A 26184-nucleotide genomic window follows, 5' to 3' on the forward strand; every position below is an offset into this window, starting at 1 on the left:
GGCGTCAGGCCACCGCGTCGTACTGTGCCTCGCTGACCTGCCGTTCCAGCGAGGTGCAAACCTCCGCCAGGGCTCTCTCCTGCTGCACGAAGTAACCCTCCTGATCCTTTAAGGAAGAGACCAGCTGCCAGGCGCTCTCGCCCTCCAGCTTGCTAAGCTCCGCCAGTAGCCCGGTGATATGAGCTTTTACCTCCGCGATCCGTGCCCGCAGACGGGTAAGATCGTTGAGTCTGTCGCTGGCCATCAGCGGCCCCAGCCCCTTTTGCAGGCGGGCGAAGAGCGAGCGGACGGCGGCAACGTCGCCGCGCTGCCGGGCCTGGTTAAGCTGAACCATCATGGCGTTGGCCTCATCTTTAAGATCGTCGTCCACCAGATCCGGATGGCACAGCTTGCTGGCCTGCCGCCACAGCTTTTTCAGCTCCTGCCGCTCGTCCTGGGAGAGCTTCTGCTCAAAGCTGAAGCGGGCCTGGGCATCGTGCTGCTGCTCCTGGTACTCTTCATACTCCTGACGTGCCTCGTCCCGCGCCTGGCGGGCCGGCTCCTCCTCGCGGATGAGTCCTTTTTCCAGCTCCTGGGCTTCGGCCAGCAGGGAGGCGATCAGGGCGTTTTGCTGCTGGACGCGGCGGCGGGTCTCCGCCGCCTGCGATGAGCTGGCGGGCAGGCTGCGCCAGCGCTGGGTCAGCGAAGCCAGCTCCTCAACGGCCTGGGCCATATACTGCTGACAGCGCAGGTAGTCCGCCTCCCGACGCCGGGCCTCGGCCTGCTGCCTGCGCAGGGTAGCCTCTGCCAGCGCCTGACGAAGACGCAGGATCTGCGCCATCATTGGCCCGAGACGCTTCATGTAGCTGTCGTTAAAGTCGTCGAGGATCTGAATGCGGGCGTTGCGTTTATCGATCAGCTCCCGCATCTGCTCTTCCAGCGCCTTCAGCTCCAGCTTGCTGGCCGCCACCTGAGGATCGTGCCACTGGGTCACCGCCCGCTGGCTCTGTAGCCAGGCGGCGATAGCCTGTAACGCCGCGGAGTAGTTCTTCTCCTCCAGCGCCGCAACGATAAACGCCAGCTCAGGATCCTGAGCATTGCTTTGCAGCCAGCCAAGCTGGCTATGGATGATGACGTCATCCTCCAGCTCAATGGCATTCTTTATGATCTCAAGCCGTTTGATAGGTTTGTTCATGGCGTTTCGCTGTGCGCCTGGGTAGTTGACTCAAGCGTAGTTGTGATTAAGAGAACAGGAAATAGTACCGTTTCGCTAGAGATTATCATTCGCCGCGGCAAAAATAGCATCAAAAATCGAGACGGCTTTTTCCAGCGTCTCCAGCGCGCTGCGCAGCGGGGCGAAAAGCGCATGATCGGGGGGAAACTCACCGTTCTCCTGCCAGCACTCGGCCATTAACGCGAGGTCCAGCGTGACTGGCAGGAAGAATGCGCCTTTACCGAGATCCTGAAACGTCAGCTTGCTTAATGCGATGCGGGAGGCCTGGTCAATATTGCTGGCTATCGCCTTGAGTCTTCTGTCGGGGCCAAAAATGGCTTTCGAAGGGTAGAAGCGAAAGCCAAACTGCGCCTGCTCTGTGCCGCAGCCGGTCAGCAGCGCCAGCTGAAAGTCTGGCTCTTCGCTGCTGGTAGAGAAGCTCTCATAGAAATACTTATATTCCTCGTCAACCCTCCACGTTTTTGGTGCGAACCAGAAGGCACCGGACTCGGCATAATCGGTCTCGCCGCCCCAGCCGCGGGCTTTAATAAACGCCGCGGCGCAGAGATCGACTCCTTTCCAGATAGCCGGATCAATCTGCTGCTCGAATACCACTACGGCTTCGTTGAACATTTTAAACTGGGAAAGCAGGAGGGTGCCTGCCTGACGCTCTTCACTATTGAGGGGTGACATAATGGTTCCTGTTAAAAACGACGCATACGGTCAAGAAAGCGAAACGCGGCGTGGGCCGCCATCTGCCGTGCGGGGGAAGCATTCGGTGCGGCAAAGATCTGTTGCCGGGTAGGCTCCAGCGCCTGGGCAATCACGCTAGCCAGCCGCCGCCATGAGAGGCAGGGCACGTCAGCCTCTTTGCCCGCGCTGAGCGGCACGCGCCCCTGCGGGGTTAAATAGACTACTGCCCAGGGCTGCTCACCAGCGCGTTTTTTTGCCTCACTGATATAGCGGAGGATCTGATCCTTCTGCTCATACGCGTCTATTTTTACTTCAATCAGCATAAAGAAGTTATCGGCATCGATCTCGATATCAACACGGTTGGTTGCATCCCCGGTGGGGTACTTCTCCACGTTTACGCGACAGTAGCGGGTGAACTTCTCCGGGAAATCTTCTCTGCCGCACTCTCGCACGGCGCTGAGCAGCGCCTTCAACGGCAGATCGCTAAAGCCGTGGTTGCCGTAAGGATCGAGCAGCCAGGCAAGCACCGCAGAGTTGCGTACCTCGTTACGACCAAGCTTCGCCACCTCCCACGGATCGAAGGTAAAGGTCCCGTGCCGCAGCGCGGCAAGAGGCTGCGCTATGCCGGTGAAAAAGGCGCTAAGCTGCTGGGCATCTACGGTAACGGTGGGTAGCTCAGCGGGCTGGGTATCCAGCGCCCGACGTGGCCACTCGGCAAAAAAATTCGGCAACCACGCGGCGAGAGAGGAGGGGCTTTGTTCCATAAGCAATGATTCTCTGAATTACTTTGCAGCGCACTAAATGGCGATCATTTTCAGGCTAGGCTGCTGTAACGTAAAGAAGATTTGTTAGGACCACGGATATCTTTTAATGAACAAAAACATTCTGTTTTTAATAGCGACACTACTGCTAAGTAGTAACGCATTAGCGGAAGTATGTATTCCAAAGGATGCCGAAGCCGCAGAGCAGGCCGTAGATCACCTTACCAGCTGGCAGGTAATGAATGACAACTTTACACGTTTCCATCAGTGCGATGAGGGCAGTATTGCGGAAGGGAATTCTGAAGCAGTTATCCGTCTATTGGTAGATAAATGGGAAACGTTGCCTAAGCTGAGTGTGTTAACTAGACAGAATGCAGCTTTTGAAACGTGGGTACTAAGCCACATTGATTCAACGTTGGATTCGGGCGATCTGCAAACGACAGTAGACCTTGCTACCTCTCAATGCCCAGCGTCAGAAAGTACACTATGTCGAAAAATCGTAAAAGCTGCCCAGGCCGCTATTCATGAATCTGACTCATAAGCGTATTAAGCGTGATTGACTGGCTAGATTATGCCAGCGGTGTAGACTTTTGATCGACACAATTCCTTAGATCACCCCATTCACCTGTATTGTTCCGTAAGAGGCTATTACCATGAAAATTAAAGCAATTGGTGCGCTCTCCGCCGCTCAGGCACTTGAACCGATGGATATCAGCCGTCGCGAGCCAGGCCCGCACGACGTGCAGATCGCCATCGCTTACTGCGGGGTTTGCCATTCGGACGTACACCAGGCCCGTGCCGAGTGGGCCGGGACGCTGTTCCCTTGCGTACCAGGGCATGAGATTGTTGGCCGCGTTGCCGCCGTCGGATCCGACGTCACCGGGTACAAAGAGGGCGATTTGGTCGGCGTAGGCTGTATCGTTGACAGCTGTAAACAGTGCGAAGATTGCGAAGAGGGGCTGGAGAACTACTGCGATCATATGGTCGGCACCTACAATGGCCCGACGGCGGATGCCCCAGGCCATACCCTTGGCGGCTATTCGCAGCAGATCGTGGTCCATGAGCGCTATGTGCTGCGTATTAAACATCCGGAAGATCAGCTCGCCGCCGTTGCACCGTTGCTCTGCGCTGGGATCACCACCTACTCACCGCTGCGTCACTGGCAGGCTGGCCCCGGTAAAAAAGTGGGCGTAGTCGGCATTGGTGGGCTGGGCCACATGGGGATCAAGATTGCGCATGCGATGGGCGCGCACGTGGTGGCCTTCACTACCTCTGAATCCAAGCGTGAAGCGGCAAAAGCGCTGGGCGCGGATGAGGTCGTGGTCTCCCGTAACCCGGAAGAGATGCAGGCTCACACCAAGAGCTTTGATTTTATTCTCAACACCGTGGCTGCGCCGCACAACCTCGACGCCTTCACCGCCTTACTGAAGCGCGACGGCACCATGACGCTGGTGGGAGCCCCGGCTACCCCGCATCCGTCTCCGGAAGTCTTTAGCCTGATCATGAAGCGCCGCTCGATTGCTGGCTCGATGATTGGCGGTATCCCGGAAACTCAGGAGATGCTCGACTTCTGCGCCGAGCACGGGATTGTGGCCGATATTGAGATGATCCGCGCCGATGAGATCAACGAAGCCTGGGAGCGCATGATCAAAGGCGACGTAAAATACCGCTTCGTCATCGACAGCGCTACGCTGGCCGAATAACGCACCGAAACCGTAGGCCGGGTAAGCGCAGCGCCACCCGGCAAAATGCCGCCTTCTGACGTAGGGGAGGGCGGCTATCCTTTATCCCTTTAAGCCGCAGCGTGGATAGTAAAATCAAAATGGATTGCATCGTAGGGAAATAGCGTGCCGCGAGTGCCTTTTTCCAATAATCCATTATTCAGCAGGGCGGTAACATCCGTATGGACGCCTTTGATATCGCGACCTACCCGAGCAGCAATGTCGCGGATCGTCATTTCACCGAAGCCAGCCATAGAAAGTAAGATCCCCATTCTATTGGGGGATAACGTCTTATGCATTACCTCCCATGAAGGAAATGAAATCACATCATCACCGGTATTTCGTTCCCCAGCGGCTGCTGCGTTCAGAGCAGACATGACGTCCGCCGAAAAATCTTTCATAGCTTCGATTTTAATCGTTACGGTTTTCATGTTATGCCTTCTCTTTACGGATAGTTTCTACGTCTGAAAGGAAGTCAGCAAACAGCCTGTCGATACTTACAAAGGTCGTACTGAACTCATGAACGCCAATGTGTTTATGATCGCCTTTGCCTCGCTCGTTATCGTAACGCATTACACACGTTCCAGAGACCACGTAGGCCATGCTGTACTTAAAACCATGCTTGCTTCCTAAAATGGCTGGGTCGACTTCCCATATAAGTACTTGTATATATGAGTTTTCATCCAGGTAACGTGTAAATTTCTTATACAGTTTTGCTGACATTTAATCGCTCTCCCTGCGTGTTGTAAATTATTACAACATGCAGGTCTGTTGTCAATGATTACAACAGACTCTCATCAGCGCATCCTGTTTTACCCCATGCCTGGATGATATTTACCAGCGGGTTCGCTGCATATCGATCACAAACCGGTACTTCACGTCGCCTTTCAACAGGCGGGCAAAGGCCTGTTCGATATCCTCACCGGCAATCATCTCAACGTCGGCGGTAATGTTGTGTTTGCCGCAAAAATCCAGCATCTCCTGGGTCTCTTTGATGCTACCGATCGACGAGCCGCTGATGCTTAAACGGCGAAACACCATTGGCGTAACGTCAGGGGCCAAATGTGGACGATCGGGAATGCCCACCAGTACCAGACGACCGTTCGTTTTCAACGTTGCCAGGTAGGGATCGAGATCGTGTGGTGCCGCCACGGAGTTGATGATCAGATCCAGCGAGGTCTGGGCCGCCGCCATCTGCCCGGCATCGCGGGACACCACCACATGATGCGCCCCCAGGCGGCGTGCATCCTCGCCTTTTTGCGGGGAGGTGGTAAACAGGGTCACTTCCGCACCCAGGGCACTCGCCAGCTTAACGGCCATGTGACCCAGACCGCCAAGGCCGACCACGCCAACGCGCATGCCAGCCTGGACGTTGTAGTGGCGCAGCGGAGACCAGACCGTCACGCCCGCGCAGAGCATCGGTGCCACGCCCGACAGGGGCAGGTGCTGCGGTACAGACACCACAAAATCCTGATCGACTACAACGTTCTGCGCGTAGCCGCCCCAGGTGCTCTCTCCGGTATATTTATCGATGCCGTTATAGGTTGCCGTGAAGCCCGCCTCGCAGTACTGCTCCTCCTGCTGCTTGCAGAAGTGGCACTCCCGGCAGGAGTCAACCATCACACCAACGCCGACGATATCGCCCGCTTTAAACTTATCAACCCCTGCGCCGGTCTCGACGATGCGGCCAACGATCTCATGACCCGGCACCAGCGGATAGCGGCTTACTGCCCACTCGTTACGCGCCATATGCAGATCGGAGTGGCAGACGCCACAGTAGAGGATTTCAATCTTCACGTCCTGCTGTTGCAGCGGGCGCAGCACAATCTGGCCGCTGGAGAGAGGTTGTGCCGCGTCCGTCGCGACTAATGCATTAATTTTCATCGTGCCTCGGAAATAGGGTGCTTTTATTCAAGGAAGGCGGCAGACTTTAATTAAGTTGGTTCGATATTGATAGTAGTCACCAAATGGTGACCATAAACCGGAGAGTGAATAGTGCCTGCATGGGTAGACGGTAAGCTAATGTTCTTTGCGGACTCACCTCCGCGACGCCTGATGGATCTCTTCTCCGTCAAATGGAGCACGATGGTGCTGCATGCGCTCTACCACTGGCCCGGCGAGCGCGCCCGCACCGGAGAGCTACAGCGCAGCCTGGAGGGCATCTCCAAGAAGATGCTGTTTCAAACCCTGAAGGAGTTGGAACAGCGCGGCCTTATCACCCGGCATGTCTATGACGTTATTCCGCCGAAGGTAGATTACCGCCTGACGGTGCTGGGCAAGACCTTTGCCGAGCCGATAGAGCAGATGTACCAGTGGGGGCTGGAAAATCAGGCGGCGCTGGATGAGATGGAGCAGAAGTATAGAATGGCAGGGAAGAGGCCCGACTAAGCCGTATTGACTTACGTGAAGTTGATTGTAAAGCAGTGGGTTGCAATAACGGATGCTTACTAAGGAGAGACAAGATAAAATGGATACAGATATTGAAAAACCTTGCGAGCTAGATAATTTAGTTACTATCTATTTTGGTCAGGAATGCGATATCTTTGATGACAATTGTGACTTTGGCATTCTTATTAATGAATACCTTAATACATCATCAGCTTTCTCTTTAAGAATGCTGCTAACAAACTTAATCGAATTGAATGCCCAGGACGATAGATGTGAGGTGCTATTAGCACGCTATGAGGGTGAATTTGCACCAGAGCGTTGGGATATGTCTGCTCAGGATTGGCTTGATATTGTAAATCAGCGACTTATTGATTTTATGAATGAAAAGGGATTCTCTACCGAGCTATCACAATTTTGAGAGATTATTTTTATTTGGTCTGTTTGAGGTTGTAAAAAATGATAATACTTGTGCGTAGCATTGCAAAAATAGGGATTTTCATCGTGCTTTTTTGCTTAGGCGCCAGGTTGATCGATCCCGCAACGTTTATCAGCCTTGACGCTACATCAGCTTTTGCACAGTGGATTTATGGCAGCGTGAATCAGGAGAATTTTGATGATCTCTGGGTCCTCTCTTGGATAGTGCTTTCTTTTATATTTGCCATTTTTTTCTATAAGATACTAATGCTTGTTTTAAAAAAAGTGCGTCAGTAAACCCTCGAGCACTATCCAAAGTGCCGCCTGTTAGGTTTTGGCAAAGGAGAGTTTAACAAGCACCGAATCAATGATAATTAATGTGCTAAGTGACGAGCAAACTCTCTGTATGAATGACTGTAAATGTCGTGAAGCGCCGAAGCTATTCCGGCGCAAGTTCATTGAGTCTGAAACTTCCAGACCAGAGACGTTTAGTTGCAACCTTGTCCTCTGGTTGTGCAGTAATAACAGTCACGCTGTATTCCTCGCCTCGACTAAACTGGTATTTCACAGGAATACACTGTCCCGCCTGTATGGTATATGAAGGGTTATCGAAATTGTCTTGTTTCCATACTTCCTGCATTTGTCCCTTCGAATCACGGGCTGACAATGACAACGTAAGTAATTTCGCATGACCGCTTTTAACAGTGGGGTCATTATTGACTGAGATACAGGGTTGATTGTCTTTAAGTTTTATGTCAGCGATCCTGTAGGCGTTATGTTCCATGCTACAGCCAGTGAGAAACAGTGGAGTGAGCAAAAGGAATTTCATCTTCATTTAAATAAGCTCCTTTTGTCACGTGGAGAGGCAAGAAGATATTGCAACGTATGTTTATACTTCGCTAATAAGTCAGGGCCATGTATGCCGTCAAAACTGTTTATTTGTTTCCATGAGCTATAACCTTCTGTTGCGAGCGTATAGTAATCGGCAACAATGTTAGCCTGCTGCTCCATTCGATAATCAGCGAGATTTTTTTCTCTGGGTAGCGAATAACGATAATTCACATATTTACTAATCAGTCCCCGGGTTCTCACACTCATGCCCATGTTGTGTTGCCAGATATGCACAAACTCATGCATAAACCAGTTTTTATTTAATGAACTCTCAGAGGAAAAGTCTTCTTTAAAGATAGGTTCAGGCCAGTACATATTACCGTTTGGCGTGACTGCCGTACCATTATCTTGCAGGTTGAAAGGAAAGTAGCTGCCTTTATACACTCTAACATGAGAGTAATTGACGGTATCACCAAAGATAGTGCGTGCCATCCTAACCTCGCCTGCAGTGAGCGAACGAAAATCGTCTTTTGCTGTTGCCATTTAAACCTCCTTTTAAATGTCTATGAATACCCTAAGCAATGCCATTTTTTCTACTCTCTATTGTCTTGCCTGTCAACAAACTGGGTTTTGTTGTTGTAACAAGTATCTGAACGCATAATTCCCTCTATGAGCACTTTATCTAATTTCAGTGCACTCGCCCGCGCGCTTTCACGTTCCTACTCTGGCCTCGTGATTTTAGGTGGCAAAGGAAAGGACTCTCCACCATACATGGGTTTCAGGTCGGATCAGGCTAGCGGAGCATGAAGGCGGGGCGCTGGGCCATACAATTGCACGCCACGTCAGTTTGTCTCCAGCGCAGTTAATCGCCCGCTTTTCTGATCCTCGCTCACCCAAAATCTCCAGCACGTTTAAAAATCTCAAGACAGCCGAGTTAGTCACTTCAGAAGTGCTTTCCATAAAAAAATCCCAGCTCGCTTTTGCGCTGAAGTATTCTCATGCCCGTACAACACTTGTGTATGCTCATCGATTCTGGTTTCCAATTGGCACCTATGTTGAAAAAGGCAGTATGGTGGTCAAAAAAGCTTATGGGGTTCGCCTGGTAATACGCCCAACGACTTACGGTGGTAAGCTGTATTACATTGTCACTGCATTCCCAACACCTTAAGGAAGGATTATGGATGCCGATATGAGCAAGTCGTGCGAGATGGATAATCTCGTCGTGGCTTATTTTGGACAAGATTGCGACATTTTCGATCCGGATATGGATTTTGATAATCTACTAAATGAGTATCTGGCAACATCTCATCCTTTCAACCTACGAATGCTGCTGGCTAACATTCAGGAGTTCGAGCAGGATCCTGACGGGCTGGCGATTTTTTCAGAAAGGTATAAACATGATTTTTGGCCCGACCGCTGGGATATGACCGCCGAACAGTGGATAGGTATAGTAAAAGAAAGGGTGATTAATAACCTGCATACTAACGGCCATTCCTCTGAGTTGTCCCATTTCTAAAGCGCTTTAGCCTCTTAGCAAGCCATGCATGCAACTGGTGCATGGTTTAGCATACGTGGATCCCCTGTATGGGGTCTTTCAATGCCAGCTCTGGCGCGGTTCTGATAGGTTCATGCAACTGCATTAAAAATGGCGTACAAAGCGGGCAGGCGTGGCGGGGAATTGCAGCGCAGCCTGGAAGGCATCTCCAAAAAGATGCTGTTTCAAACCCTGAAGGAGTTGGAACAGCGCGGCCTTATCACCCGGCATGTCTATGACGTTATTCCGCCGAAGGTAGATTACCGCCTGACGGTGCTGGGCAGGACCTTTGCCGAGCCGATTGAGCAGATGTATCAGTGGGGGCTGGAGAACCAGGCGGCGCTGGATGAGATGGAGAGGAACGTGCAGTCTGGCGCTTAATAGGGTGAGGCATCGAGATAGATTCCGACACTATCATTCACGTTCTGGAATGAGTAAACCTTGCCATGAACGTGCAGGTAAAGCTGTCCATCTTTTACCTCTGCACTGGCTTTGTCATCATTAGTTACCATAAACGCAGTTTCACTTTTTACATGATCCATGAAATCGGTGTCGCTCTTGTTGGCATCATAAAGATAATAATGATATGAAAATGATGTCATAGCACCCGCGCTAGCTTGGGTAATGTAAAGATTTACTGAGTTGCTAATTTTAATTTTCTTGTATAAATCGTGCTCTACCGGGAAAGTCATGAAAAAGGCAATCCATCCTAACCAGATGAGGAATAATAAAATAGGTACAAGAATATAACGTTTTTTAAAAACGCGTTGTTTTAGCATATTCTATTCCGGCCTTTATCCATGCCTGATCATTTGGGTCATCCCCATAAGGTGAAGAGTCATACCAGTGTCCGTTACTTGCTTCACCGTTGCCAGATCTTGATTGTGCCCAGCCAGCCGCTCTTAGTAAAACTTGTTCTGGTATGCCTGCTGCCGTACCAACCGCACCATAATTAAAATTACCAAAATCAGCATAGTCGCGGCCGATTCTGGTTTTGTAATCCCACGGACCATGTAGCCTTACCTGTTGATAAAACCAAGCATATGTCAATGCAGATGGTCCTCCATGCAGACGGGATAACATCATGTTGTTAACAATTGACACACCTGGAGGAACAAACAGATTGTCAGGATAGGGCATTTGCGAGGGGTTAGCAGGAGTTGTTAAATATCGCATAGTTAACGCTCTGCCCAGCTATCAGCAAACTGCAAATTTCCGTCGCAGTATTTCCAGGTGATTTTTTTGTAGCGCAGCTCTACAAGTTCAAGATGATTATGTTTTTCTTTGGCAGCATCCTTGATGTCATGCATTAAAGGAGAGACGGAAACTATTTTAACATCCTCTAACAACATATTATAATATTCGGCCTCCTGTCCAGCGTCATTGATTTTGTACCATTTGATTTCTGCAGATTTCAGCGTTTGTCCAGTTGCAACAGCTTTCATAAGATATGGAGAGGAGGAGTCAATTTCTTTCTGAAACAGTACAGGAGCATGTTGGCGCGTTCCCATGATCTTCCCTGTAAGAGCGTCAGTCGGCAGCCTCAGATTATGGGAGAAACCAGTAATTTCTATACTTCCCTCACGATCTTTAACATCCACAGAGCCTTTAATATCCGCACCACCATCGTCTTTAAGCCATAAATAAGCAGGAATAGCCATTTCGCACACACCATTTCTTTAAAAATCTGTAAATAGAAAATAGTAATTTACGGCGTGAACAAAAAAATTTCTAAGCAAAAAAAGCTCCTTTTTGAGACAGATATAACAGTTGCAATAAGGAGAGGAATGGTTTAAGTAAAATGAAAATAATATTAAGTTACGTTGTGGACATGATAGGGGGGAATTTTCATATTTCCAGTTGTTGTATGGGGCTACCATAAGAATGTAAGGGGATGAGTGAGCTAACGTATTAAAAGGCATGGAAAATAGATAGCCTTGCGTATATATAGACTCTTATGAGTATCTTGTGATTTTATTAGTAATAATAATTTTTCGGAATGGATACCCTTGTTAAAGGTAAATTAACAAAATATTAATACCATCGGCTATATTTGATATAGAAAAGCGAAACGATAATAACCCATAAAAAGCTAAGTATTCCAAAATAATTAGGTATGAAGCGTGCAAACAAGTATGCTCCCGCCACGATAAGTGCGATAGGAACTAAGTAAAAATGCGACTGTAATAACCATAAAATGGTTTTTTTTATCATGTTAGTACCTCAATATACGAATTCTTTCAAAATCCACCTATGCTAAGGCAAAGATCAATTTAACATCTGAGTATTATCTACCGCAACCGTTTTACTGCAAGCTTAGGGGCATTGCTACCCTGTAGCGTATAATTATATTGATGGAGCAATCCAGCCTGCGCTGGGTAGATCAACTGCAAATTATCAACTTTATAACGGCCTGTATAGGTATAAAGCTGATACATGTCGCTACTGGAAATGCCTGGTTTTCGATCTGCTTCATTCAGTAGTTTCCACTTAGCATCTGCTATCATTTGCGGGACACCATAGTCATCAATAAATGCAATATCGGGCCGTAATTGAAACTGTTGGGACTCATCGTCGCGCGTTGCCAGATATTTTCGTGTCCCTGAGTGCGAAGCTGCCAGCCCTTCTGGTGTGCCCAAGGCTTTAGCTTTTCTCCTACCCTTGCCGCCTGATTTCAGGCGGCAAGGGGAAGGGCTCTCCTCCATGCATGGGTACCCCTCTGCTCAGGTCGATATCCCAGTCCGCGAGGAAATAGGGTAATTTTCCTTGCCTTACCTCACCGAGTAGCTTTGTCAGCCAACCTGCATAGGCCCAGTCATCCCCTTTGCCAGCACGAGCCAGTTCCGGGAACTGGTGTAAAAACTGCTGCGCCATCTCCAGTGCCGAGAGTGACTTAACACTCTGCCATTCAAAGGGTTGCCAGCCAGCACCGCTTGTGTAACGTGCAATCTCATGTTCATTCGAGTGTTCGGGGGGCATGACTGCAGAAGGAACGCTGTAATCTGGCACCCATTCCAGCCGCCAATGACAACCCGATGGTGCTATAGAAGGAAATATGCGGATTTTTTGGTAACCCAGCACATGCAACTCATGCGTCATTTCCATCATGCGGATACAGGGCTGAATACTTCTATCAATGCTCGGCTGCCAACCGCTTTGCTTATCAACCTCATTACGCCAGTTTTGCATGTGCTGAACCAGGTAAAGTATTTCATCCAATACATCAAGCCGGCGTATCCATGCCTGAGGAATGTCGTTCAGACCGTGTTTAGCTCCCCAAAGCTGCCCTGCAATCGATGCCGTTGAATCGCTATCTCCGTCGTGATTGGCTGCGCGTATCAGCGTATCGCGGAAACTACGGGCTGAAAGAAAGGCATACAGACCAATCGCCAGCGCTTCGTCACCCACCCAGCCTTGTCCCAGTTGACGGATGGCTTCAAGTGGATTGAAACGCATTTCACGGGCAAGTTTTTGGGCTAACAGATAAGGCTCGGTATTGGCTGCTTTTCCATAGATGTGCCCCCATTCACTGCCGTCACTATAGCCATTACGCACGGCGAGGAATTCCTCTTCCCCTTTGATTAAGCGAGCAACAATTCTGGGCAAAACACCCGAAGAAGCCCAGCCATCAACGTGCCCATGCGTTAATGCCGCCGCACGGGCAGCGAGATCAAACAGATCAATATCCAGTAAGAAGCCAATGGGGGCGGTACGCATCACACCACCACAGCCCTTTGAGTCATTTATGGGTTTTTCGATACTGCCTGTCCCGCCCGCTTTTAGCGCAGACAGGCACGTGTTACCGGGAGCACGTCTTGTCCGCATGTTTGCTCGTGAAGCCAGCCAACCAAAATGCGATCCTGATTTGCTTTGCTGGGTATCGTACCAGTCGAGATAAGCACGACGTATCTCTTCCAGCGCACGGGATAAGTTAATAACACCATGCTCATTGGTAGCGCGCAAAATACCTTCAAGGGTAAACAGGGTCATTTGGGTATCATCACTAACCACCAATTTACCCTGTTGCAGGATGGGCCTGGTCAGCCCTTCACTGCCAAACGTCTGGTGAATTTTCTCAAGTGAATCAAATTCAACGGTATAGCCAAAAGCATCACCGACAGCCCCACCCAGCAAGCAACCTAAAACGCGATCTAACAAGACATCGTTAAGTGGTAGTGATAGTGCATTGAGATATTGCTTCTGAACAGTTGATTCCAGACTACCCGGTCTGGCCTGATTAACCGCAGCGATAGACTCTTCAGCCGGCATGCCGAGTTCGATCAATAATCTTGCTGAAATGAGTCCAGTGCGCCCGAGCCCACTACGGCAATGCACAAGAATGCGTTTTCCTTCACGAAGAAGCGTACGTAAGCGTAGGCCAGCATAAACCCAGCGCCGTTCAAACGTTTCGTCCGGCATTGTCCCGTCAGTAATAGGCAACTGAAACCAATCCATGTCTCTGACTTCAACTTCAGTACCAAGGGCTCCGACGTGTAAACTGGTAAGTTCCTCATCCGTCATCAGGCTCACTACGGCAGAGGCTCCCCAGGATTTTATAAAATCCAGGTCAAGCGCGAGGTCTCGCTGAAACTGTCCTGACAAAGCATTTTGCTGATGTTTTCCCGGACAAATTGTCATGCCAATATGCCCTTGACCATCAGATACTTCCACCGAGGCAATGATTAAGGGGTTGTTTAGACTGGTTAGGGACATACGAGCTCCATGGGTAGCGATGGTCATCAGGATCGGGAACACTTCACCGGGTAAAGATCATTTTAGGGGATAACCGGAAGTGAAACTTGCAAAAATGTTAATATCCCACGCACTTAAGGAAGCCGTTACCTTTCTGGCTGTCATTTTTGCTGTAGGCTCTTTTATCTGGTTCGAAAGTACGTGGATGAAGTTAGCTGGATGCCTTAGGGCATTCGTTGTCAGTTACGTACTTTCATAGGGCGCAGCAAAATTAGTAGATAGATGAAGGTATCTAGTAATAGCTGCACTCAGCTTAGGCAAGGCACATGGGGGGGTTAACAGCAGAGGAAGATAATAACCTATCATTATTTTAATACTCACTGGGAAACCAATAAAATAAAATTGATAGCCCTAATTAAACGGCTGTCAATACCATCGATTATATTTGAGATATAAAAAAGAAACGATGATGAACCATATGAATGTAAGCACACCTGAATAGTCAGGGATGAATTTAATAAACAAAAAAACGCCTGCCAGTATAAGGGCAATGGGGACTAAGTGAGAGTGGGCCCCCCATAAAAAAAAGAAAAGTTTTTTCATTTTTTTAACATCCGATACAAGGCGTCACCGATAACTTCTTCATTATTCCCGCCGGATTGAAACTCGTAAATTACTTTCGACATCTGAGGTTCGATAAGGAAATACAGCATCTCTAACTTTTCGCGATAAAGTATCTGATAGTATTCTGAATCCTGAAATTTAAGTTTCCTTGCTGCCTGTGCAGCTACCTCAGCCTTAGAATAAAATGTCGTGAGTTGCACAAACCATGTGGACATTTGATTCACTTTTTGAATAAATGACTCCTGAAAATCCCCACTACTTATGATCAACTTGGCAATAGTCAACGAAATGGCGATTTTGCTTGAGCGGTCAACTGCGTCATAAGCTTTCTCTCCAATTTTCTCCTTTAAATAAGAAGCAAGCGTATTACTTTTGTTTTCTCCGAGGCGCTTGAAAGCTTTACGAAAGTAAAGTTCGACCATATCAAGCACGACATCATTCCTTTTATATATTTCTAACAATGACAAATACAAGCGCTTGTCTTCGCTCCATTGTTCATGACAGGTACTTTTGTAGTATTCGTTAGTCACGAAACATGAGCCATAATGAATAAGCCGTTGACTACCAAGCTTCATTTTTTCAATGGTTTCCATTTGGCCTTCATGGATCTCTTTTAGAGCCTTTGTTACAGCTATAGCCATATTTCTGTCTGTTTCTGATTTCCACTTAAGATAGTTTTGTGCCATTTCTATGTGCCTTGTTGTAACATTGCTAGCTAATGATTGATCATGGTCGCTCACAGGAGCAAGGTTAAAGATGAAAAAAAGTCGAAAAATACTCATTTATGTTACAGCGGCAATTATTTCATTCCTAATAATTCCTGAGATTATATTAAGAAAGGTTCCTAATGACATTCTTGCCAGGCTTAGCGATTTTACGAGCCTTGGCGGTTTGTTCAGTCCCTTCCTCTCGTCGATAGTTTTTTTTGCGATTTCATCGATATTATTCGGGATCCTGGCCGTGTATGTAGTGGGTAAAATTTATCGTGCTATAACGCGTGAGAAGCACCAATAAACGCACTTCTATAATACGAGCTCCCCTTTAGCTGGCTGCATGCATTTACTGCATCGTTTTGTATGCGTTACGTAATTTTCGTGATGCTGAGTGGGGCCAGTGCTGGCAAGGATCTGGTGACCCAGATGCAACTGTATTAAAACCAACACCAGCCCTTTATCTGTAGCAATGAGGACGTTTATCAGACATCGGCTGAGTAGCCAGTGGCGTTCCCCACCTGGAGGAAGATGCTTAACGGGCAGTGGGCGAAAACGAATAGTCTGGGCGGGTTAATCGGGTGCTGGGTTCCATGGGTGGGTGTGATTATCACTGCATACGACCTGATTATGATCACTCGGAACAGCATATGGCGTTTTAATCTCATCGTAGAACCGGAGCGTCGGGTATGAATGGCGATAAAGAGGCAGAAATTTTGCAGTTCGTTAGAGATGAACTTTCGGCCAACAGCCTTGGTATTGATGACTCCCTGGCATCCGGGAATTCGATGACTGTTTTCGAAGATGTTTTTGCAATGATGGAGCGCTTTTCTGGACGTTATGGAATGGATTGCAGCAGTATTGACTGGCAGAAGTATTACCCTCCGGTCGGTACTCCTTTTCTACTTAATTTCTTTTGCCGGCAAAGCTGAAAACAGATCGCACCCCACCAGATCCGCTGACCGTAAGAATGCTTATTGAGTCAGAGAGAGCTGGACGATGGCTTTACGATTAGCTGTTGGGAGTATCCCAAAAAAGAAAAAGGGCTGGAGATTTCTCTCCAGCCCGTGCTGTATCTGGTGGCCCCTGCTGGGTTTGAACCAGCGACCAAGCGATTATGAGTCGCCTGCTCTAACCACTGAGCTAAGGGGCCGTGGCGAGGGATTATAATGTAACTGGTGGCTGCAATCCAGTCATTCGGGTGTGCATGGTGCTTTTATAAACAACCTATAATCAACCCGTTATACCTACATTTTGAACAACTCACCTGGAGCAATGATGATAAACGATATTCTCGCGCCGGGCCTGCGGGTGGTGTTTTGCGGCATCAATCCAGGCAAATCGTCGGCACATACAGGGTACCACTTCGCGCACCCCGGTAATCGCTTCTGGAAAGTGATCCACCAGGCGGGGTTCACGGAGCAGCAGCTGAAGCCGGAAGAGGAGCAGCGGCTGCTGGATACGCGCTGCGGCATCACCATGCTGGTAGAGCGCCCAACGGTGCAGGCCAGCGAAGTGGCGCTGCACGAGCTGCGCACGGGCGGACGGGACCTGATCAAGAAAATTGAGGACTACCAGCCGGACGCGCTGGCGATCCTCGGCAAGCAGGCCTTTGAGCAGGCGTTTAGCCAGCGCGGTGTGGCATGGGGAAAACAGCAGATTACCATCGGGGCTACCGAGGTATGGGTCCTGCCGAACCCCAGCGGGTTAAACCGCGCAACGCTGGATAAGCTGGTGGAGGCTTACCGGGAGTTAGACCAGGCATTAATAACAAGGGGATTATAGGCCGGGTAAGCGCAGCGCCACCCGGCAGAACGGCATTACGCCTGATGGCGCTACGCTTATCAGGCCTACATGTGCCACATGGCAATAATGTGCATGCTATTCCGCGGTCAATAAAAAAGCCCTCCGAGGAGGGCTTTTTTTCGCGGTAGCGATTTAATCGTCGAGGAAGCTACGCAGCACTTCAGAGCGGCTCGGGTGGCGCAGCTTACGCAGCGCTTTCGCTTCGATCTGACGGATACGTTCACGGGTAACGTCGAACTGCTTACCTACCTCTTCCAGAGTGTGGTCAGTGTTCATATCGATACCAAAACGCATACGCAGCACTTTCGCTTCACGGGCGGTCAGGCCAGCCAGCACGTCGTGCGTTGCGGCACGCAGGCTCTCGGTGGTGGCGGAGTCCAGCGGCAGCTCGAGGGTGGTATCCTCGATGAAATCACCCAGATGCGAATCTTCGTCATCACCAATCGGCGTCTCCATAGAGATCGGCTCTTTAGCGATTTTCAGCACCTTACGGATCTTATCTTCCGGCATCAGCATGCGCTCGGCCAGCTCTTCCGGCGTCGGCTCGCGGCCCATCTCCTGCAGCATCTGACGGGAGATACGGTTGAGCTTGTTGATGGTCTCAATCATATGCACCGGGATACGGATGGTACGCGCCTGGTCCGCGATAGAGCGGGTGATCGCCTGACGGATCCACCAGGTAGCATAGGTCGAGAACTTATAACCACGACGGTATTCAAACTTATCAACCGCTTTCATCAGGCCGATGTTGCCTTCCTGAATCAGGTCGAGGAACTGCAGGCCGCGGTTGGTGTACTTCTTAGCAATAGAGATAACCAGACGCAGGTTCGCTTCCACCATCTCTTTCTTCGCACGGCGGGCTTTCGCTTCGCCGATAGACATGCGACGGTTGATGTCTTTAACCTGCTCGATGGTCAGGCCGGTCTCTTCTTCGATCTGCTGCAGCTTCTGCAGGCCACGATGCACGTCTTCAGCCACGTCCTGCAGCTTCTCAGACCACGGCTTATTCATTGCCAGCGCAGCATTGAACCAGGTCTCGCTGGTTTCGTTACCGGTGAAGAGAGTGATGAAGTTCTTCTTCGGCATTTTGCACTGCTCAACGCACATCTTCATGATGATGCGTTCCTGGGTACGTACGCGGTCCATCATGACGCGCATGCTGTTTACCAGGTAGTCAAACTGCTTCGGCACCAGACGGAACTGCTTGAACACATCAGAGAGCTTGAGGATCTCTTCCTGAGCGGCGGCATGGCTGCGGCCTTTCGCTTTGATGGTGTCGCGGGTAACTTCGTACTGGGCACGCAGTTCGCCAAACTTCTCGCGAGCCAGCTCTGGATCGATGCTGTTGTCATCGTCGCTGCTGTCGTCGCTCTCTTCGTCTTCATCTTCATCTTCGTCGTCATCCAGCTCTTCCTGAGAGAGCTCGGAGCCAACGTGCGTCGCGGTCGGGGCCAGATCCTCTTCGGCGTTCGGATCGACAAAGCCGGTGATCAGGTCAGAGAGGCGTGCTTCTTCCGCTTCGACGCGATCGTACTGCTCCAGCAGGTAGGTGATCGCTTCTGGATATTCGGCAACGGAGCACTGAACCTGGTTAATACCATCTTCAATGCGTTTTGCGATGTCGATTTCGCCTTCACGGGTCAGCAGTTCAACCGTACCCATTTCGCGCATGTACATACGAACCGGGTCAGTGGTGCGCCCGATTTCAGATTCAACACTCGACAGAACCTGAGCCGCTGCTTCTTCCGCATCTTCATCCGTGTTATTTGAGTTTTCAGCGAGCAGCAGATCGTCGGCATCAGGTGCTTCTTCCATCACCTGAATGCCCATGTCGTTGATCATTTGGATGATGTCTTCGATCTGGTCGGAGTCGACGATATCTTCCGGCAGATGGTCATTGACCTCGGCATAGGTCAAATAGCCTTGCTCCTTACCACGTTGGACAAGAAGTTTCAGCTGTGACTGCGGGTTTTGCTCCATAAGACGGTATCCACACTTAATTCGTTTATTTGGTGTCGGCGTTGCTGCTGCCAACCTTTAAAGCGAGGGCGTGCTTATATTTTTGCCGCTGCCCTCATGGCGGCTGTCGGGATCTACCCGAACGATATTCGGCACTTAAGCCGTTAAATTCACTTCCGGGCACGTGCCTCGTTAATCACACGCACCTCTTCGCGCTCTGCTGGCGTTAACCCGTGGGTCCGCGAGCGGGCGATCAATTCAGAGAGCCGTAGCTCAAGCACCGTGTCGAACATATGGTTCAACGCATCGGTAAAGGTCTTTTCTGCGATGTCCTTATCTGCTATATCGTCCCACATGGACAGCTTTTCAAGGGTGACGGCCTCATTTGTGCCGCGATACTGCTCTAAAAGCTGTCCGGTGGTCAGGCCTGGCTGTGACAGACACGTGCTGACCAACTGGACGAATAAGCTCAGTCCAGGCAGCCTGGCTGGATCCAGACCGTCCAACGGTGGGACCAGCGGGGCCAGCTCAGGATTTTGCACCAGCAATCCTATCAGTATACGCATGGTAGTACGTTTTAGCTGCGGTGCCGGGCGCGGCTGGCCATTTTCGGACTGTTTAGGCATTAAACGTTCAAGCTGGTTATCGTCAAGAATGCCTAATTTGTTACCCAGCTCCTGTCGCAGGTAGATGCGCAGCGTCTCGCCCGGGACCTGGCTTATCAGCGGCAGCGCCAGGGTACTCAGCTGCGCGCGGCCATCCGGGGTACTCAAGTCCACCTGCGGCATCAGGCTGTTAAACAGAAACGTGGAGAGCGGCTGAGCCTGCTCCATCCGCGCTTCAAATGCCGCCTTGCCCTCTTTACGCACCAGCGTATCCGGATCTTCACCGTCGGGCAGGAACATAAAGCGTAGCTGACGTCCGTCCGTCATGTACGGCAATGCCGTTTCTAATGCGCGCCATGCGGCTTCGCGGCCTGCACGGTCGCCGTCGTAGCAGCAGATCACGCTGTTGGTGACGCGGAACAGCAGCTGAATATGCTCGGCGGTGGTAGATGTACCCAGCGAGGCGACGGCATAGTTAATGTCGTACTGCGCCAGCGCGACCACGTCCATATAGCCTTCAACCACCAGCAGACGCGGCGGCTCGGCGTTATCCTGCTGCGCTTCATAAAGGCCATACAGCTGGCGACCCTTATGGAAAATATCGGTTTCCGGGGAGTTAAGGTATTTCGGCATGGCATCGCCCATGACACGACCACCAAAACCAATCACCCGGCCACGTTTGTCGCGGATAGGGAACATCACGCGTTCGCGGAATCGATCGTAGGTACGCCCGCGATCGTTAGTGACTAACATGCCCGCGTCGGTTAGCGACTGGCGATTCTCACCGTTGCCGCCGAAGCGTTTTAAAACGTTGTCCCAGCCGGGTGGAGCATAGCCAATGGCGAAGCGTGAAATCACCTCGCTGCTTAAGCCGCGCTGGGCCAGATACTGGCGCGCAGGTTCAGCCGCTGGCTGGTTCAGAGATTGCTGATAAAACGCGCTTAGCCCGTCCATCAGCTGGTAAAGCGTCTGCCGCTGGTGGCGCTCAATCTGGCTTGGACCATTGCCCGCTTCATACGGCACGTCGAGGTTGTGCATCGCCGCCAGCTCTTCAACCGTCTCGACGAACTCGAGCTTGTCGTAGTTCATCAGGAAGTCGATAGCGTTGCCGTGGGCGCCGCAGCCGAAGCAGTGGTAAAACTGTTTCTCACCGTTTACGGTGAAAGAGGGGGTTTTTTCGTTATGGAACGGACAGCACGCATGATAATTCTTGCCCTGCTTTTTTAGCTTCACTCGCGCATCGATAAGATCGATGATGTCGGTGCGTGCCAGCAGGTCATTAATAAAAACGCGTGGGATTCGTCCAGCCATAGGCCCCGTCTACCTTTAGCGTGATGCGTTAAGGTATGTCAGATTATAAACGAAAATAAGCCGCGCATTCCTTTCGGAAGCACGGCCTTACAACTACAACTCTGCCTGTAAACTGAGGGTCAACACCCTCAGCTAATTAGTACAGACGAGTACGGCGTGCGTTTTCGCGAGCCAGTTTCTTCGCGTGACGTTTCACAGCAGAAGCTTTGGCGCGTTTACGTTCGGTAGTCGGTTTTTCATAGAACTCACGACGACGAACTTCCGCCAGAACACCTGCTTTCTCACAGGAACGCTTGAAGCGACGCAGAGCTACGTCGAACGGCTCGTTTTCACGTACTTTAATTACCGGCATGTGCCTCTCACCTTTGATTAATTCGGTTTGCCGCTGGCATCAACGCCAGCTTATTTCAAAATGGTGCGGAATTTTACTGCAAATGCTGCTGCTTTGTAAAGCACCGCAGCCCTTTTTACAAGGGCGCTCTCATAAGGAGGGGGAGTATACACGACCTCTGTGCCTGGGTTGAACAATAGTTTTACAACCACCGTCCGGGACCCTACACTGCGCGGTATTGCAAAGAGGTAAAGAATAGCCATGCGTGTACTGGGAATTGAAACATCCTGCGATGAAACCGGCATCGCCATCTACGACGATGAAAACGGGCTTTTAGCCAACCAATTGTATAGTCAGGTGAAACTGCACGCTGACTACGGCGGCGTGGTGCCGGAGCTGGCCTCCCGCGATCACGTGCGCAAAACCGTGCCGCTGATCCAGGCTGCGCTGAAAGAGGCGAATCTGGCCGCCAGCGATATTGACGCCGTCGCCTACACCGCAGGCCCTGGCCTTGTGGGGGCGCTGCTGGTGGGGGCCACGGTAGGGCGCTCGCTGGCGTTCGCCTGGAACGTGCCGGCCATTGCGGTTCATCACATGGAGGGCCACCTGCTGGCACCCATGCTGGAAGAGAACCCGCCCGAGTTTCCGTTTGTGGCACTGCTGGTCTCCGGCGGCCACACCCAGCTGATCGGCGTGACCGGCATCGGTCAGTACGCACTGCTGGGCGAATCCATTGACGATGCCGCGGGTGAAGCCTTTGATAAGACGGCGAAGCTGCTGGGGCTGGACTATCCCGGCGGGCCAATGCTGTCGAAGATGGCCGCCGACGGCACCGAAGGGCGCTTTGTCTTCCCGCGCCCGATGACCGATCGTCCAGGGCTGGACTTTAGCTTCTCTGGCCTCAAGACCTTTGCCGCCAACACCATTCGTAACAACGGCAGTGACGATCAGACCCGAGCAGATATCGCCCGCGCCTTTGAGGATGCGGTGGTGGATACGCTGATGATCAAGTGCAAGCGCGCGCTGGATCAGACCGGCTTTACGCGCCTCGTGATGGCGGGCGGCGTCAGCGCTAACCGCACGCTGCGGGCGAAGCTGGCAGAGATGATGCAGAAGCGTCGGGGTGAAGTGTTCTATGCGCGTCCGGAGTTCTGTACCGATAACGGGGCGATGATCGCCTATGCGGGTATGGTGCGCCTGAAAGCGGGTAGCCTGGCGGATCTCAGCGTGACCGTGCGTCCGCGCTGGCCGCTGGCGGAGCTGCCTGCGGCATAATATCAGTTCTTCATGCCCGGCGGCGCGACGCTTGCCGGGCCTACTCTTCTTCTTTCACTTCCCTGTCTTTCTCGCGCTTTTTCTTCAGCTTGGTCCAGATTTTGGTTTCCTGATGTCGCCACAGGCGCTGGATATTGTCGTGATGACGGAGCAGGATCAGGCAGGAGAGCATCGAGACTGGGAAGGTAAACTGCGGCTTGAACCACCAGACGTAGAACGGGGCGATCAGCGCACTGATAATCGCCCCCAGCGACGAGTAGCCGCTCAGCAGAATGGTTAGCAGCCAGGTCCCGGCCATTACTCCGGTAAGATCCCAGCCAATCGGCGCAATCGCGCCAAACGCGGTGGCAACGCCTTTGCCGCCTTTAAAACCAAAGAATACCGGCCAGATGTGGCCCAGGCAGGCGGCGATAGCAATCAGCCCCAGCCAGAACGGCGTGATGCCCAGCGCGTAAGCTCCCCACACCGGCAGCATGCCTTTCAGCACGTCAAAAATCAGTACCGCTACGGCTGCACCCTTGCCGCCAATTCGCAGGACATTGGTCGCTCCGGGATTGCCGGAGCCACTCTCGCGAGGATCGGGCAGACCCGCGATGCGGCAGACCAGAATGGCGCTGGAGATTGAGCCGCAAAGGTACGCGAGGAGGATCATTCCAGGCGCGATTGCACTCATAACGCTGTTCCGTTTTGAAAATGTCGTTTTATTCTCAGCATCCGTGGATAATACGCATAATTTTTTGAAAGTGGTATCCAGGTTAGCCAAAAAGCGGGCGGTGCGTGATGGACATTGTATTTATAGAGCAACTTTCGGTAATCACCACGATCGGTGTTTACGACTGGGAGCAGACTATCGAGCAGAAGCTGGTGTTCGATATCGAAATGGCGTGGGACAACCGGGCGGCGGCGAAAAGCGATGACGTTAACGACTGTCTGAGCTATGCCGACATTGCCGATGCGGTGGTAGGGCACGTGGAAGGCCAGCGTTTTGCGCTGGTGGAGCGGGTGGCGGAAGAGGTGGCGGATCTGCTGCTGAGCCGGTTCAACTCACCCTGGCTGCGGATCAAGGTCAGCAAGCCGGGAGCAGTGGCTCGGGCGACTAACGTCGGGGTTATTATTGAGCGTGGCAGTAGTCTGAAAGAAAACTTTTAAATTTATAATTATTAAACCAAACGGCACTATATGGGTCTTACCTGCGTGCCTTTTCACGGCTTGCGGATGTAGAAGCCGTTTTTTTATGTCTTTTAGGGGTTTAAGTGATGAGTGATATGCACACCCTCCTGGTGGCGGCCATTCTGGGCGTCGTCGAAGGGTTAACTGAGTTTTTACCGGTCTCCAGTACTGGCCACATGATCATCGTCGGCCACCTGCTGGGGTTCGAAGGCGATACGGCCAAAACCTTTGAGGTGGTGATCCAGCTGGGCTCGATCCTGGCGGTGGTGGTGATGTTCTGGCGTCGCCTGTTTGGCCTGATCGGCATCCACTTTGGCCATCCGCCGCACGAGGGCGAAGGCAAAGGGCGCTTGACGCTGATCCATATCCTGCTGGGGATGATCCCGGCGGTGGTGCTGGGGCTGGTTTTCCATGACATGATCAAGAGCCTGTTCAACCCCATCAACGTCATGTACGCCCTGGTGGTTGGGGGCTTACTGCTGATTGCCGCCGAGTGCCTTAAGCCGAAGATCCCGCGCGCACCGGGTCTGGATGATATGACCTATCGTCAGGCCTTTATGATTGGCTGCTTCCAGTGTCTGGCGCTATGGCCGGGCTTCTCCCGCTCCGGCGCGACCATCTCCGGGGGCATGTTAATGGGCGTTAGCCGCTATGCCGCATCAGAGTTCTCGTTCCTGTTGGCCGTGCCAATGATGATGGGCGCAACCGCGCTGGATCTCTATAAGAGCTACCACTTCCTGACCACTGCCGATATCCCGATGTTTGCCGTTGGCTTTATCACCGCCTTCATCGTGGCGCTGGTGGCGATCAAAACCTTCCTGCAGTTGATTAAGCGGATCTCGTTTATTCCATTCGCTATCTACCGCTTTATTGTGGCGGCGGCGGTCTACGTCGTCTTCTTCTAAGCGTTCAGGCGGCTGCCCTCACGCCTGTGGCTGAGGGCAGCGTGCCGCTTTCCATTTCGCTACCGCATCAATTCGCCGCTGGGTCAGCTCCTCGCGGATCTCAGCCCCCTTAAAACCTGCTGCCACCACCTCTTTGGTCGATACCGCCTTCGCCACTTCCCATGCCTCGCGCAGCAGTCGTCCCTGCGGATAGTCTTTGGCCTCAAAATGAGTGCGGCCGCGTACGTCGGCTTCGCTGGTCAGGGCAATCTGCTCCACGCGCTGGGGCTTACGCCAGGCGTCAATAGCATCGAACAGCTTCACAATGGTCTGCGGTTTCAGGATCGGGAAGGTGTGGATCAGATCGTGGTACTCCGCCACCAGCTTGGCCAGATCGCGCAGCTCGTTAGGCACGCGCAGGCGTTCGCACAGGTTGGCGACCAGCTTGACGCCTGCCAGGCCATGCCCGTGGTGGCGCGGCCACAGCGCCGGTGGGGTCAGCCCCTTGCCGAGATCGTGGCACAGCGTGGCGAAGCGTACGTCGATATCCGGGCTGAGCATCGCCGCCATCGAGACCGTCATCAGCACGTGGATGCCGGTATCGATCTCCGGGTGCCACTTTGCCGGGGCAGGAATGCCAAACAGAACATCGAGCTCAGGGAACAGTACCTTTAACGCGCCGCACTCACGCAGCGTCATAAAGTAGACCTGCGGATTACGGCTGGTGAGGGCGTTTTCCGTCTCTTTCCAGACGCGCTCCGGCGTAAGGTGTTCCAGCTCGCCGGCGGCGGTCATCTCGCGCATTAGCGCCATGGTTTCGTCAGCAATACGGAAGCTGAGATGGGCATAGCGGGCGGCAAAGCGTGCTACGCGCAGTACACGCAGGGGATCTTCCCCAAAGGCGGGGGAGACATGGCGCAGGGTGCGGCTCTTGAGATCCGCCAGGCCATTATAGGGATCGATGATTTTGCCGTCCGCGTCCTGAGCCAGGGCGTTAACGGTGAGGTCGCGGCGAAGCAGATCCTGCTCCAGGGTGACGTCGGGCGCGGCATAGCAGGAGAAGCCGGTATAGCCAAAGCCAGATTTCCGTTCGGTGCGCGCCAGGGCGTACTCCTCCCGGCTTTTTGGGTGGAGGAACACCGGGAAATCGCGGCCAACCTGCTGGTAGCCCGCGTCCAGCATCTCCTGTGGGGTCGCACCCACAACCACCCAGTCTTTATCTTTAACCGGTAGCCCTAACAACGCATCCCGAACAGCACCACCGACCAGATAACTCTTCACTA

Annotated in this window: 33 protein-coding genes, 1 tRNA gene and 1 pseudogene; 15 read left to right on the top strand and 20 right to left on the bottom strand. The window is 51.8% G+C overall.

The annotated features are described in order from the left end of the window. Window positions 1–4 precede the first annotated feature (4 nt). The 3 genes from NR795_RS18300 to NR795_RS18310 form a co-directional block, all read right to left on the bottom strand. Window positions 5–1174 (bottom strand): DNA repair protein, encoded by a 1170-nt coding sequence (locus NR795_RS18300; protein ID WP_257758957.1) that lies wholly within the window; start codon window positions 1172–1174, stop codon window positions 5–7. A 75-nt stretch (window positions 1175–1249) separates the two neighbouring features. After that, complete coding sequence (locus tag NR795_RS18305) at window positions 1250–1885, bottom strand: hypothetical protein (protein ID WP_257758958.1); 636 nt, start codon at window positions 1883–1885, stop codon at window positions 1250–1252. A gap of 11 nt (window positions 1886–1896) precedes the next feature. Beyond that, on the bottom strand, window positions 1897–2649 hold the full coding sequence (locus NR795_RS18310; protein ID WP_257758959.1) for a PD-(D/E)XK nuclease family protein: 753 nt from the start codon (window positions 2647–2649) through the stop codon (window positions 1897–1899). A 106-nt stretch (window positions 2650–2755) separates the two neighbouring features. Between NR795_RS18310 and NR795_RS18315 the strand changes: the two genes are divergently transcribed. After that, complete coding sequence (locus NR795_RS18315; protein WP_257758960.1) at window positions 2756–3187, top strand: hypothetical protein; 432 nt, start codon at window positions 2756–2758, stop codon at window positions 3185–3187. Between the two features lie 112 nt (window positions 3188–3299). Then, window positions 3300–4349 (top strand): NAD(P)-dependent alcohol dehydrogenase, encoded by a 1050-nt coding sequence (locus NR795_RS18320; protein WP_257758961.1) that lies wholly within the window; start codon window positions 3300–3302, stop codon window positions 4347–4349. Window positions 4350–4438: 89 nt separating this feature from the next. Here NR795_RS18320 and NR795_RS18325 read toward each other — a convergent pair whose 3' ends face one another. The 3 genes from NR795_RS18325 to NR795_RS18335 form a co-directional block, all read right to left on the bottom strand. After that, a complete protein-coding gene (locus NR795_RS18325) occupies window positions 4439–4798 on the bottom strand; it encodes a glycosyl transferase family 1 (RefSeq protein WP_257758962.1) in 360 nt (119 codons plus the stop codon). Between the two features lies 1 nt (window position 4799). Continuing rightward, complete coding sequence (locus NR795_RS18330) at window positions 4800–5090, bottom strand: DUF6516 family protein (RefSeq protein ID WP_257758963.1); 291 nt, start codon at window positions 5088–5090, stop codon at window positions 4800–4802. Between the two features lie 111 nt (window positions 5091–5201). Then, the gene (locus NR795_RS18335) at window positions 5202–6251 is read right to left on the bottom strand and encodes an NAD(P)-dependent alcohol dehydrogenase (protein ID WP_257758964.1); all 1050 of its coding nucleotides are present in this window, start codon (window positions 6249–6251) and stop codon (window positions 5202–5204) included. Between the two features lie 111 nt (window positions 6252–6362). On the opposite strand from NR795_RS18335, the gene NR795_RS18340 reads away from it, so the two are divergent. The 3 genes from NR795_RS18340 (at window position 6363) to NR795_RS18350 (ending at window position 7466) form a co-directional block, all read left to right on the top strand. Continuing rightward, window positions 6363–6755 carry a helix-turn-helix domain-containing protein gene (locus NR795_RS18340; RefSeq protein WP_257758966.1) on the top strand — a complete coding sequence of 131 codons (393 nt, stop codon included), beginning with the start codon at window positions 6363–6365 and terminating at the stop codon, window positions 6753–6755. A gap of 79 nt (window positions 6756–6834) precedes the next feature. Then, a complete protein-coding gene (locus NR795_RS18345; protein ID WP_257758967.1) occupies window positions 6835–7173 on the top strand; it encodes a contact-dependent growth inhibition system immunity protein in 339 nt (112 codons plus the stop codon). A 38-nt stretch (window positions 7174–7211) separates the two neighbouring features. Continuing rightward, entirely contained in the window at window positions 7212–7466 is a 255-nt protein-coding gene (locus NR795_RS18350) for a hypothetical protein (RefSeq protein ID WP_257758968.1), read from the top strand. 142 nt (window positions 7467–7608) lie between these two features. On the opposite strand, the gene NR795_RS18355 is transcribed toward NR795_RS18350, so the two are convergent. Next, complete coding sequence (locus tag NR795_RS18355) at window positions 7609–8004, bottom strand: putative T6SS immunity periplasmic lipoprotein (RefSeq protein WP_257758969.1); 396 nt, start codon at window positions 8002–8004, stop codon at window positions 7609–7611. Further along, window positions 8001–8543: a hypothetical protein gene (locus tag NR795_RS18360; RefSeq protein WP_257758970.1), complete on the bottom strand. Its 543-nt coding sequence runs from the start codon at window positions 8541–8543 to the stop codon at window positions 8001–8003. The genes NR795_RS18355 and NR795_RS18360 overlap by 4 nt, the downstream gene beginning before the upstream one ends. Before the next feature lie 199 nt (window positions 8544–8742). On the opposite strand from NR795_RS18360, the gene NR795_RS18365 reads away from it, so the two are divergent. The 3 genes from NR795_RS18365 to NR795_RS18375 all read left to right on the top strand — a co-directional run bounded on the left by NR795_RS18365 (window position 8743) and on the right by NR795_RS18375 (window position 9915). Beyond that, window positions 8743–9168: an RNase A-like domain-containing protein gene (locus tag NR795_RS18365; RefSeq protein WP_257758971.1), complete on the top strand. Its 426-nt coding sequence runs from the start codon at window positions 8743–8745 to the stop codon at window positions 9166–9168. Window positions 9169–9177: 9 nt separating this feature from the next. After that, window positions 9178–9516: a contact-dependent growth inhibition system immunity protein gene (locus tag NR795_RS18370; protein WP_257758972.1), complete on the top strand. Its 339-nt coding sequence runs from the start codon at window positions 9178–9180 to the stop codon at window positions 9514–9516. Window positions 9517–9645: 129 nt separating this feature from the next. Continuing rightward, the gene (locus NR795_RS18375) at window positions 9646–9915 is read left to right on the top strand and encodes a helix-turn-helix domain-containing protein (protein ID WP_257758973.1); all 270 of its coding nucleotides are present in this window, start codon (window positions 9646–9648) and stop codon (window positions 9913–9915) included. On the opposite strand, the gene NR795_RS18380 is transcribed toward NR795_RS18375, so the two are convergent. The 6 genes from NR795_RS18380 to NR795_RS18405 all read right to left on the bottom strand — a co-directional run bounded on the left by NR795_RS18380 (window position 9912) and on the right by NR795_RS18405 (window position 15536). Further along, window positions 9912–10313, bottom strand: coding sequence for a hypothetical protein (locus tag NR795_RS18380; RefSeq protein WP_257758974.1), 402 nt, complete (start codon window positions 10311–10313; stop codon window positions 9912–9914). The genes NR795_RS18375 and NR795_RS18380 overlap by 4 nt on opposite strands. Then, entirely contained in the window at window positions 10291–10710 is a 420-nt protein-coding gene (locus NR795_RS18385; protein ID WP_257758975.1) for a polymorphic toxin type 44 domain-containing protein, read from the bottom strand. Before NR795_RS18385 ends, NR795_RS18380 begins: the two co-directional genes overlap by 23 nt. A 2-nt stretch (window positions 10711–10712) precedes the next feature. Continuing rightward, window positions 10713–11195, bottom strand: coding sequence for an Hcp family type VI secretion system effector (locus tag NR795_RS18390; protein ID WP_257758976.1), 483 nt, complete (start codon window positions 11193–11195; stop codon window positions 10713–10715). Window positions 11196–11825: 630 nt separating this feature from the next. Next, entirely contained in the window at window positions 11826–12239 is a 414-nt protein-coding gene (locus NR795_RS18395) for an McrC family protein (protein ID WP_257758977.1), read from the bottom strand. Beyond that, entirely contained in the window at window positions 12190–14247 is a 2058-nt protein-coding gene (locus NR795_RS18400) for an ADP-ribosylglycohydrolase family protein (RefSeq protein WP_257758978.1), read from the bottom strand. The genes NR795_RS18395 and NR795_RS18400 overlap by 50 nt, the downstream gene beginning before the upstream one ends. A 578-nt stretch (window positions 14248–14825) precedes the next feature. Further along, a complete protein-coding gene (locus NR795_RS18405; RefSeq protein ID WP_257758979.1) occupies window positions 14826–15536 on the bottom strand; it encodes a hypothetical protein in 711 nt (236 codons plus the stop codon). Window positions 15537–16011: 475 nt separating this feature from the next. Between NR795_RS18405 and NR795_RS20750 the strand changes: the two are divergent. The 3 genes and pseudogenes from NR795_RS20750 to NR795_RS20755 all read left to right on the top strand — a co-directional run. Beyond that, window positions 16012–16253 (top strand): annotated as a pseudogene (locus tag NR795_RS20750) (STM2901 family protein); the annotation flags it as partial. Beyond that, entirely contained in the window at window positions 16250–16492 is a 243-nt protein-coding gene (locus NR795_RS18410; protein ID WP_257758980.1) for a DUF1493 family protein, read from the top strand. The pseudogene NR795_RS20750 and the gene NR795_RS18410, both read left to right, overlap by 4 nt. Beyond that, window positions 16477–16575, top strand: coding sequence for a DUF1493 family protein (locus NR795_RS20755; RefSeq protein ID WP_374544366.1), 99 nt, complete (start codon window positions 16477–16479; stop codon window positions 16573–16575). The genes NR795_RS18410 and NR795_RS20755 overlap by 16 nt, the downstream gene beginning before the upstream one ends. Window positions 16576–16637: 62 nt before the next feature. Here NR795_RS20755 and NR795_RS18415 read toward each other — a convergent pair. Continuing rightward, window positions 16638–16713: transfer RNA gene (locus NR795_RS18415), tRNA-Ile, on the bottom strand. 125 nt (window positions 16714–16838) lie between these two features. Between NR795_RS18415 and mug the strand changes: the two genes are divergently transcribed. Beyond that, complete coding sequence (gene mug, locus NR795_RS18420; protein ID WP_257758981.1) at window positions 16839–17345, top strand: G/U mismatch-specific DNA glycosylase; 507 nt, start codon at window positions 16839–16841, stop codon at window positions 17343–17345. Window positions 17346–17498: 153 nt separating this feature from the next. On the opposite strand, the gene rpoD is transcribed toward mug, so the two are convergent. The 3 genes from rpoD to rpsU all read right to left on the bottom strand — a co-directional run bounded on the left by rpoD (window position 17499) and on the right by rpsU (window position 21593). After that, on the bottom strand, window positions 17499–19346 hold the full coding sequence (gene rpoD / locus NR795_RS18425; RefSeq protein ID WP_144817565.1) for an RNA polymerase sigma factor RpoD: 1848 nt from the start codon (window positions 19344–19346) through the stop codon (window positions 17499–17501). A 149-nt stretch (window positions 19347–19495) separates the two neighbouring features. Continuing rightward, on the bottom strand, window positions 19496–21241 hold the full coding sequence (gene dnaG / locus NR795_RS18430; RefSeq protein ID WP_257758982.1) for a DNA primase: 1746 nt from the start codon (window positions 21239–21241) through the stop codon (window positions 19496–19498). Window positions 21242–21377: 136 nt separating this feature from the next. Further along, entirely contained in the window at window positions 21378–21593 is a 216-nt protein-coding gene (gene rpsU, locus NR795_RS18435; RefSeq protein WP_001144069.1) for a 30S ribosomal protein S21, read from the bottom strand. Window positions 21594–21833: 240 nt separating this feature from the next. Here rpsU and tsaD point away from each other — a divergent pair, with 240 nt between their 5' ends. Next, on the top strand, window positions 21834–22847 hold the full coding sequence (tsaD, locus tag NR795_RS18440; RefSeq protein WP_144817567.1) for a tRNA (adenosine(37)-N6)-threonylcarbamoyltransferase complex transferase subunit TsaD: 1014 nt from the start codon (window positions 21834–21836) through the stop codon (window positions 22845–22847). A 40-nt stretch (window positions 22848–22887) separates the two neighbouring features. Here the strand turns inward: tsaD and plsY are convergent, their stop codons facing one another. Continuing rightward, window positions 22888–23520 (bottom strand): glycerol-3-phosphate 1-O-acyltransferase PlsY, encoded by a 633-nt coding sequence (gene plsY, locus NR795_RS18445; RefSeq protein ID WP_144817568.1) that lies wholly within the window; start codon window positions 23518–23520, stop codon window positions 22888–22890. 107 nt (window positions 23521–23627) lie between these two features. Here plsY and folB point away from each other — a divergent pair, with 107 nt between their 5' ends. Next, entirely contained in the window at window positions 23628–23996 is a 369-nt protein-coding gene (gene folB / locus NR795_RS18450) for a bifunctional dihydroneopterin aldolase/7,8-dihydroneopterin epimerase (protein ID WP_257758983.1), read from the top strand. A 107-nt stretch (window positions 23997–24103) separates the two neighbouring features. Then, a complete protein-coding gene (bacA, locus tag NR795_RS18455) occupies window positions 24104–24922 on the top strand; it encodes an undecaprenyl-diphosphate phosphatase (RefSeq protein WP_144817570.1) in 819 nt (272 codons plus the stop codon). 18 nt (window positions 24923–24940) lie between these two features. Here the strand turns inward: bacA and NR795_RS18460 are convergent, their stop codons facing one another. After that, window positions 24941–26182 (bottom strand): multifunctional CCA addition/repair protein, encoded by a 1242-nt coding sequence (locus NR795_RS18460; protein WP_257758985.1) that lies wholly within the window; start codon window positions 26180–26182, stop codon window positions 24941–24943. Window positions 26183–26184 lie beyond the last annotated feature (2 nt).

Origin of the sequence: Pseudescherichia sp. L3 (assembly GCF_024656065.1) — a bacterium.
In the GTDB taxonomy this organism is placed as follows: domain Bacteria; phylum Pseudomonadota; class Gammaproteobacteria; order Enterobacterales; family Enterobacteriaceae; genus Pseudescherichia.

Coding starts and splice junctions, on each gene's coding strand:
- rpsU (WP_001144069.1), bottom strand. CDS start 21,593: ATGCCGGTAATTAAAGTACGTGAAAACGAGCCGTTCGACGTAGCTCTG.
- NR795_RS18405 (WP_257758979.1), bottom strand. CDS start 15,536: ATGGCACAAAACTATCTTAAGTGGAAATCAGAAACAGACAGAAATATG.
- NR795_RS18300 (WP_257758957.1), bottom strand. CDS start 1,174: ATGAACAAACCTATCAAACGGCTTGAGATCATAAAGAATGCCATTGAG.
- NR795_RS18345 (WP_257758967.1), top strand. CDS start 6,835: ATGGATACAGATATTGAAAAACCTTGCGAGCTAGATAATTTAGTTACT.
- rpoD (WP_144817565.1), bottom strand. CDS start 19,346: ATGGAGCAAAACCCGCAGTCACAGCTGAAACTTCTTGTCCAACGTGGT.
- NR795_RS18355 (WP_257758969.1), bottom strand. CDS start 8,004: ATGAAGATGAAATTCCTTTTGCTCACTCCACTGTTTCTCACTGGCTGT.
- plsY (WP_144817568.1), bottom strand. CDS start 23,520: ATGAGTGCAATCGCGCCTGGAATGATCCTCCTCGCGTACCTTTGCGGC.
- mug (WP_257758981.1), top strand. CDS start 16,839: ATGATAAACGATATTCTCGCGCCGGGCCTGCGGGTGGTGTTTTGCGGC.
- dnaG (WP_257758982.1), bottom strand. CDS start 21,241: ATGGCTGGACGAATCCCACGCGTTTTTATTAATGACCTGCTGGCACGC.
- tsaD (WP_144817567.1), top strand. CDS start 21,834: ATGCGTGTACTGGGAATTGAAACATCCTGCGATGAAACCGGCATCGCC.
- NR795_RS18380 (WP_257758974.1), bottom strand. CDS start 10,313: ATGCTAAAACAACGCGTTTTTAAAAAACGTTATATTCTTGTACCTATT.
- NR795_RS18400 (WP_257758978.1), bottom strand. CDS start 14,247: ATGTCCCTAACCAGTCTAAACAACCCCTTAATCATTGCCTCGGTGGAA.
- NR795_RS18325 (WP_257758962.1), bottom strand. CDS start 4,798: ATGAAAACCGTAACGATTAAAATCGAAGCTATGAAAGATTTTTCGGCG.
- NR795_RS18375 (WP_257758973.1), top strand. CDS start 9,646: ATGGCGTACAAAGCGGGCAGGCGTGGCGGGGAATTGCAGCGCAGCCTG.
- NR795_RS18390 (WP_257758976.1), bottom strand. CDS start 11,195: ATGGCTATTCCTGCTTATTTATGGCTTAAAGACGATGGTGGTGCGGAT.
- NR795_RS18350 (WP_257758968.1), top strand. CDS start 7,212: ATGATAATACTTGTGCGTAGCATTGCAAAAATAGGGATTTTCATCGTG.
- NR795_RS18395 (WP_257758977.1), bottom strand. CDS start 12,239: ATGGAGGAGAGCCCTTCCCCTTGCCGCCTGAAATCAGGCGGCAAGGGT.
- NR795_RS18310 (WP_257758959.1), bottom strand. CDS start 2,649: ATGGAACAAAGCCCCTCCTCTCTCGCCGCGTGGTTGCCGAATTTTTTT.
- bacA (WP_144817570.1), top strand. CDS start 24,104: ATGAGTGATATGCACACCCTCCTGGTGGCGGCCATTCTGGGCGTCGTC.
- NR795_RS18315 (WP_257758960.1), top strand. CDS start 2,756: ATGAACAAAAACATTCTGTTTTTAATAGCGACACTACTGCTAAGTAGT.
- NR795_RS18305 (WP_257758958.1), bottom strand. CDS start 1,885: ATGTCACCCCTCAATAGTGAAGAGCGTCAGGCAGGCACCCTCCTGCTT.
- folB (WP_257758983.1), top strand. CDS start 23,628: ATGGACATTGTATTTATAGAGCAACTTTCGGTAATCACCACGATCGGT.
- NR795_RS18410 (WP_257758980.1), top strand. CDS start 16,250: ATGAATGGCGATAAAGAGGCAGAAATTTTGCAGTTCGTTAGAGATGAA.
- NR795_RS18320 (WP_257758961.1), top strand. CDS start 3,300: ATGAAAATTAAAGCAATTGGTGCGCTCTCCGCCGCTCAGGCACTTGAA.
- NR795_RS18330 (WP_257758963.1), bottom strand. CDS start 5,090: ATGTCAGCAAAACTGTATAAGAAATTTACACGTTACCTGGATGAAAAC.
- NR795_RS18370 (WP_257758972.1), top strand. CDS start 9,178: ATGGATGCCGATATGAGCAAGTCGTGCGAGATGGATAATCTCGTCGTG.
- NR795_RS18385 (WP_257758975.1), bottom strand. CDS start 10,710: ATGCGATATTTAACAACTCCTGCTAACCCCTCGCAAATGCCCTATCCT.
- NR795_RS18360 (WP_257758970.1), bottom strand. CDS start 8,543: ATGGCAACAGCAAAAGACGATTTTCGTTCGCTCACTGCAGGCGAGGTT.
- NR795_RS18335 (WP_257758964.1), bottom strand. CDS start 6,251: ATGAAAATTAATGCATTAGTCGCGACGGACGCGGCACAACCTCTCTCC.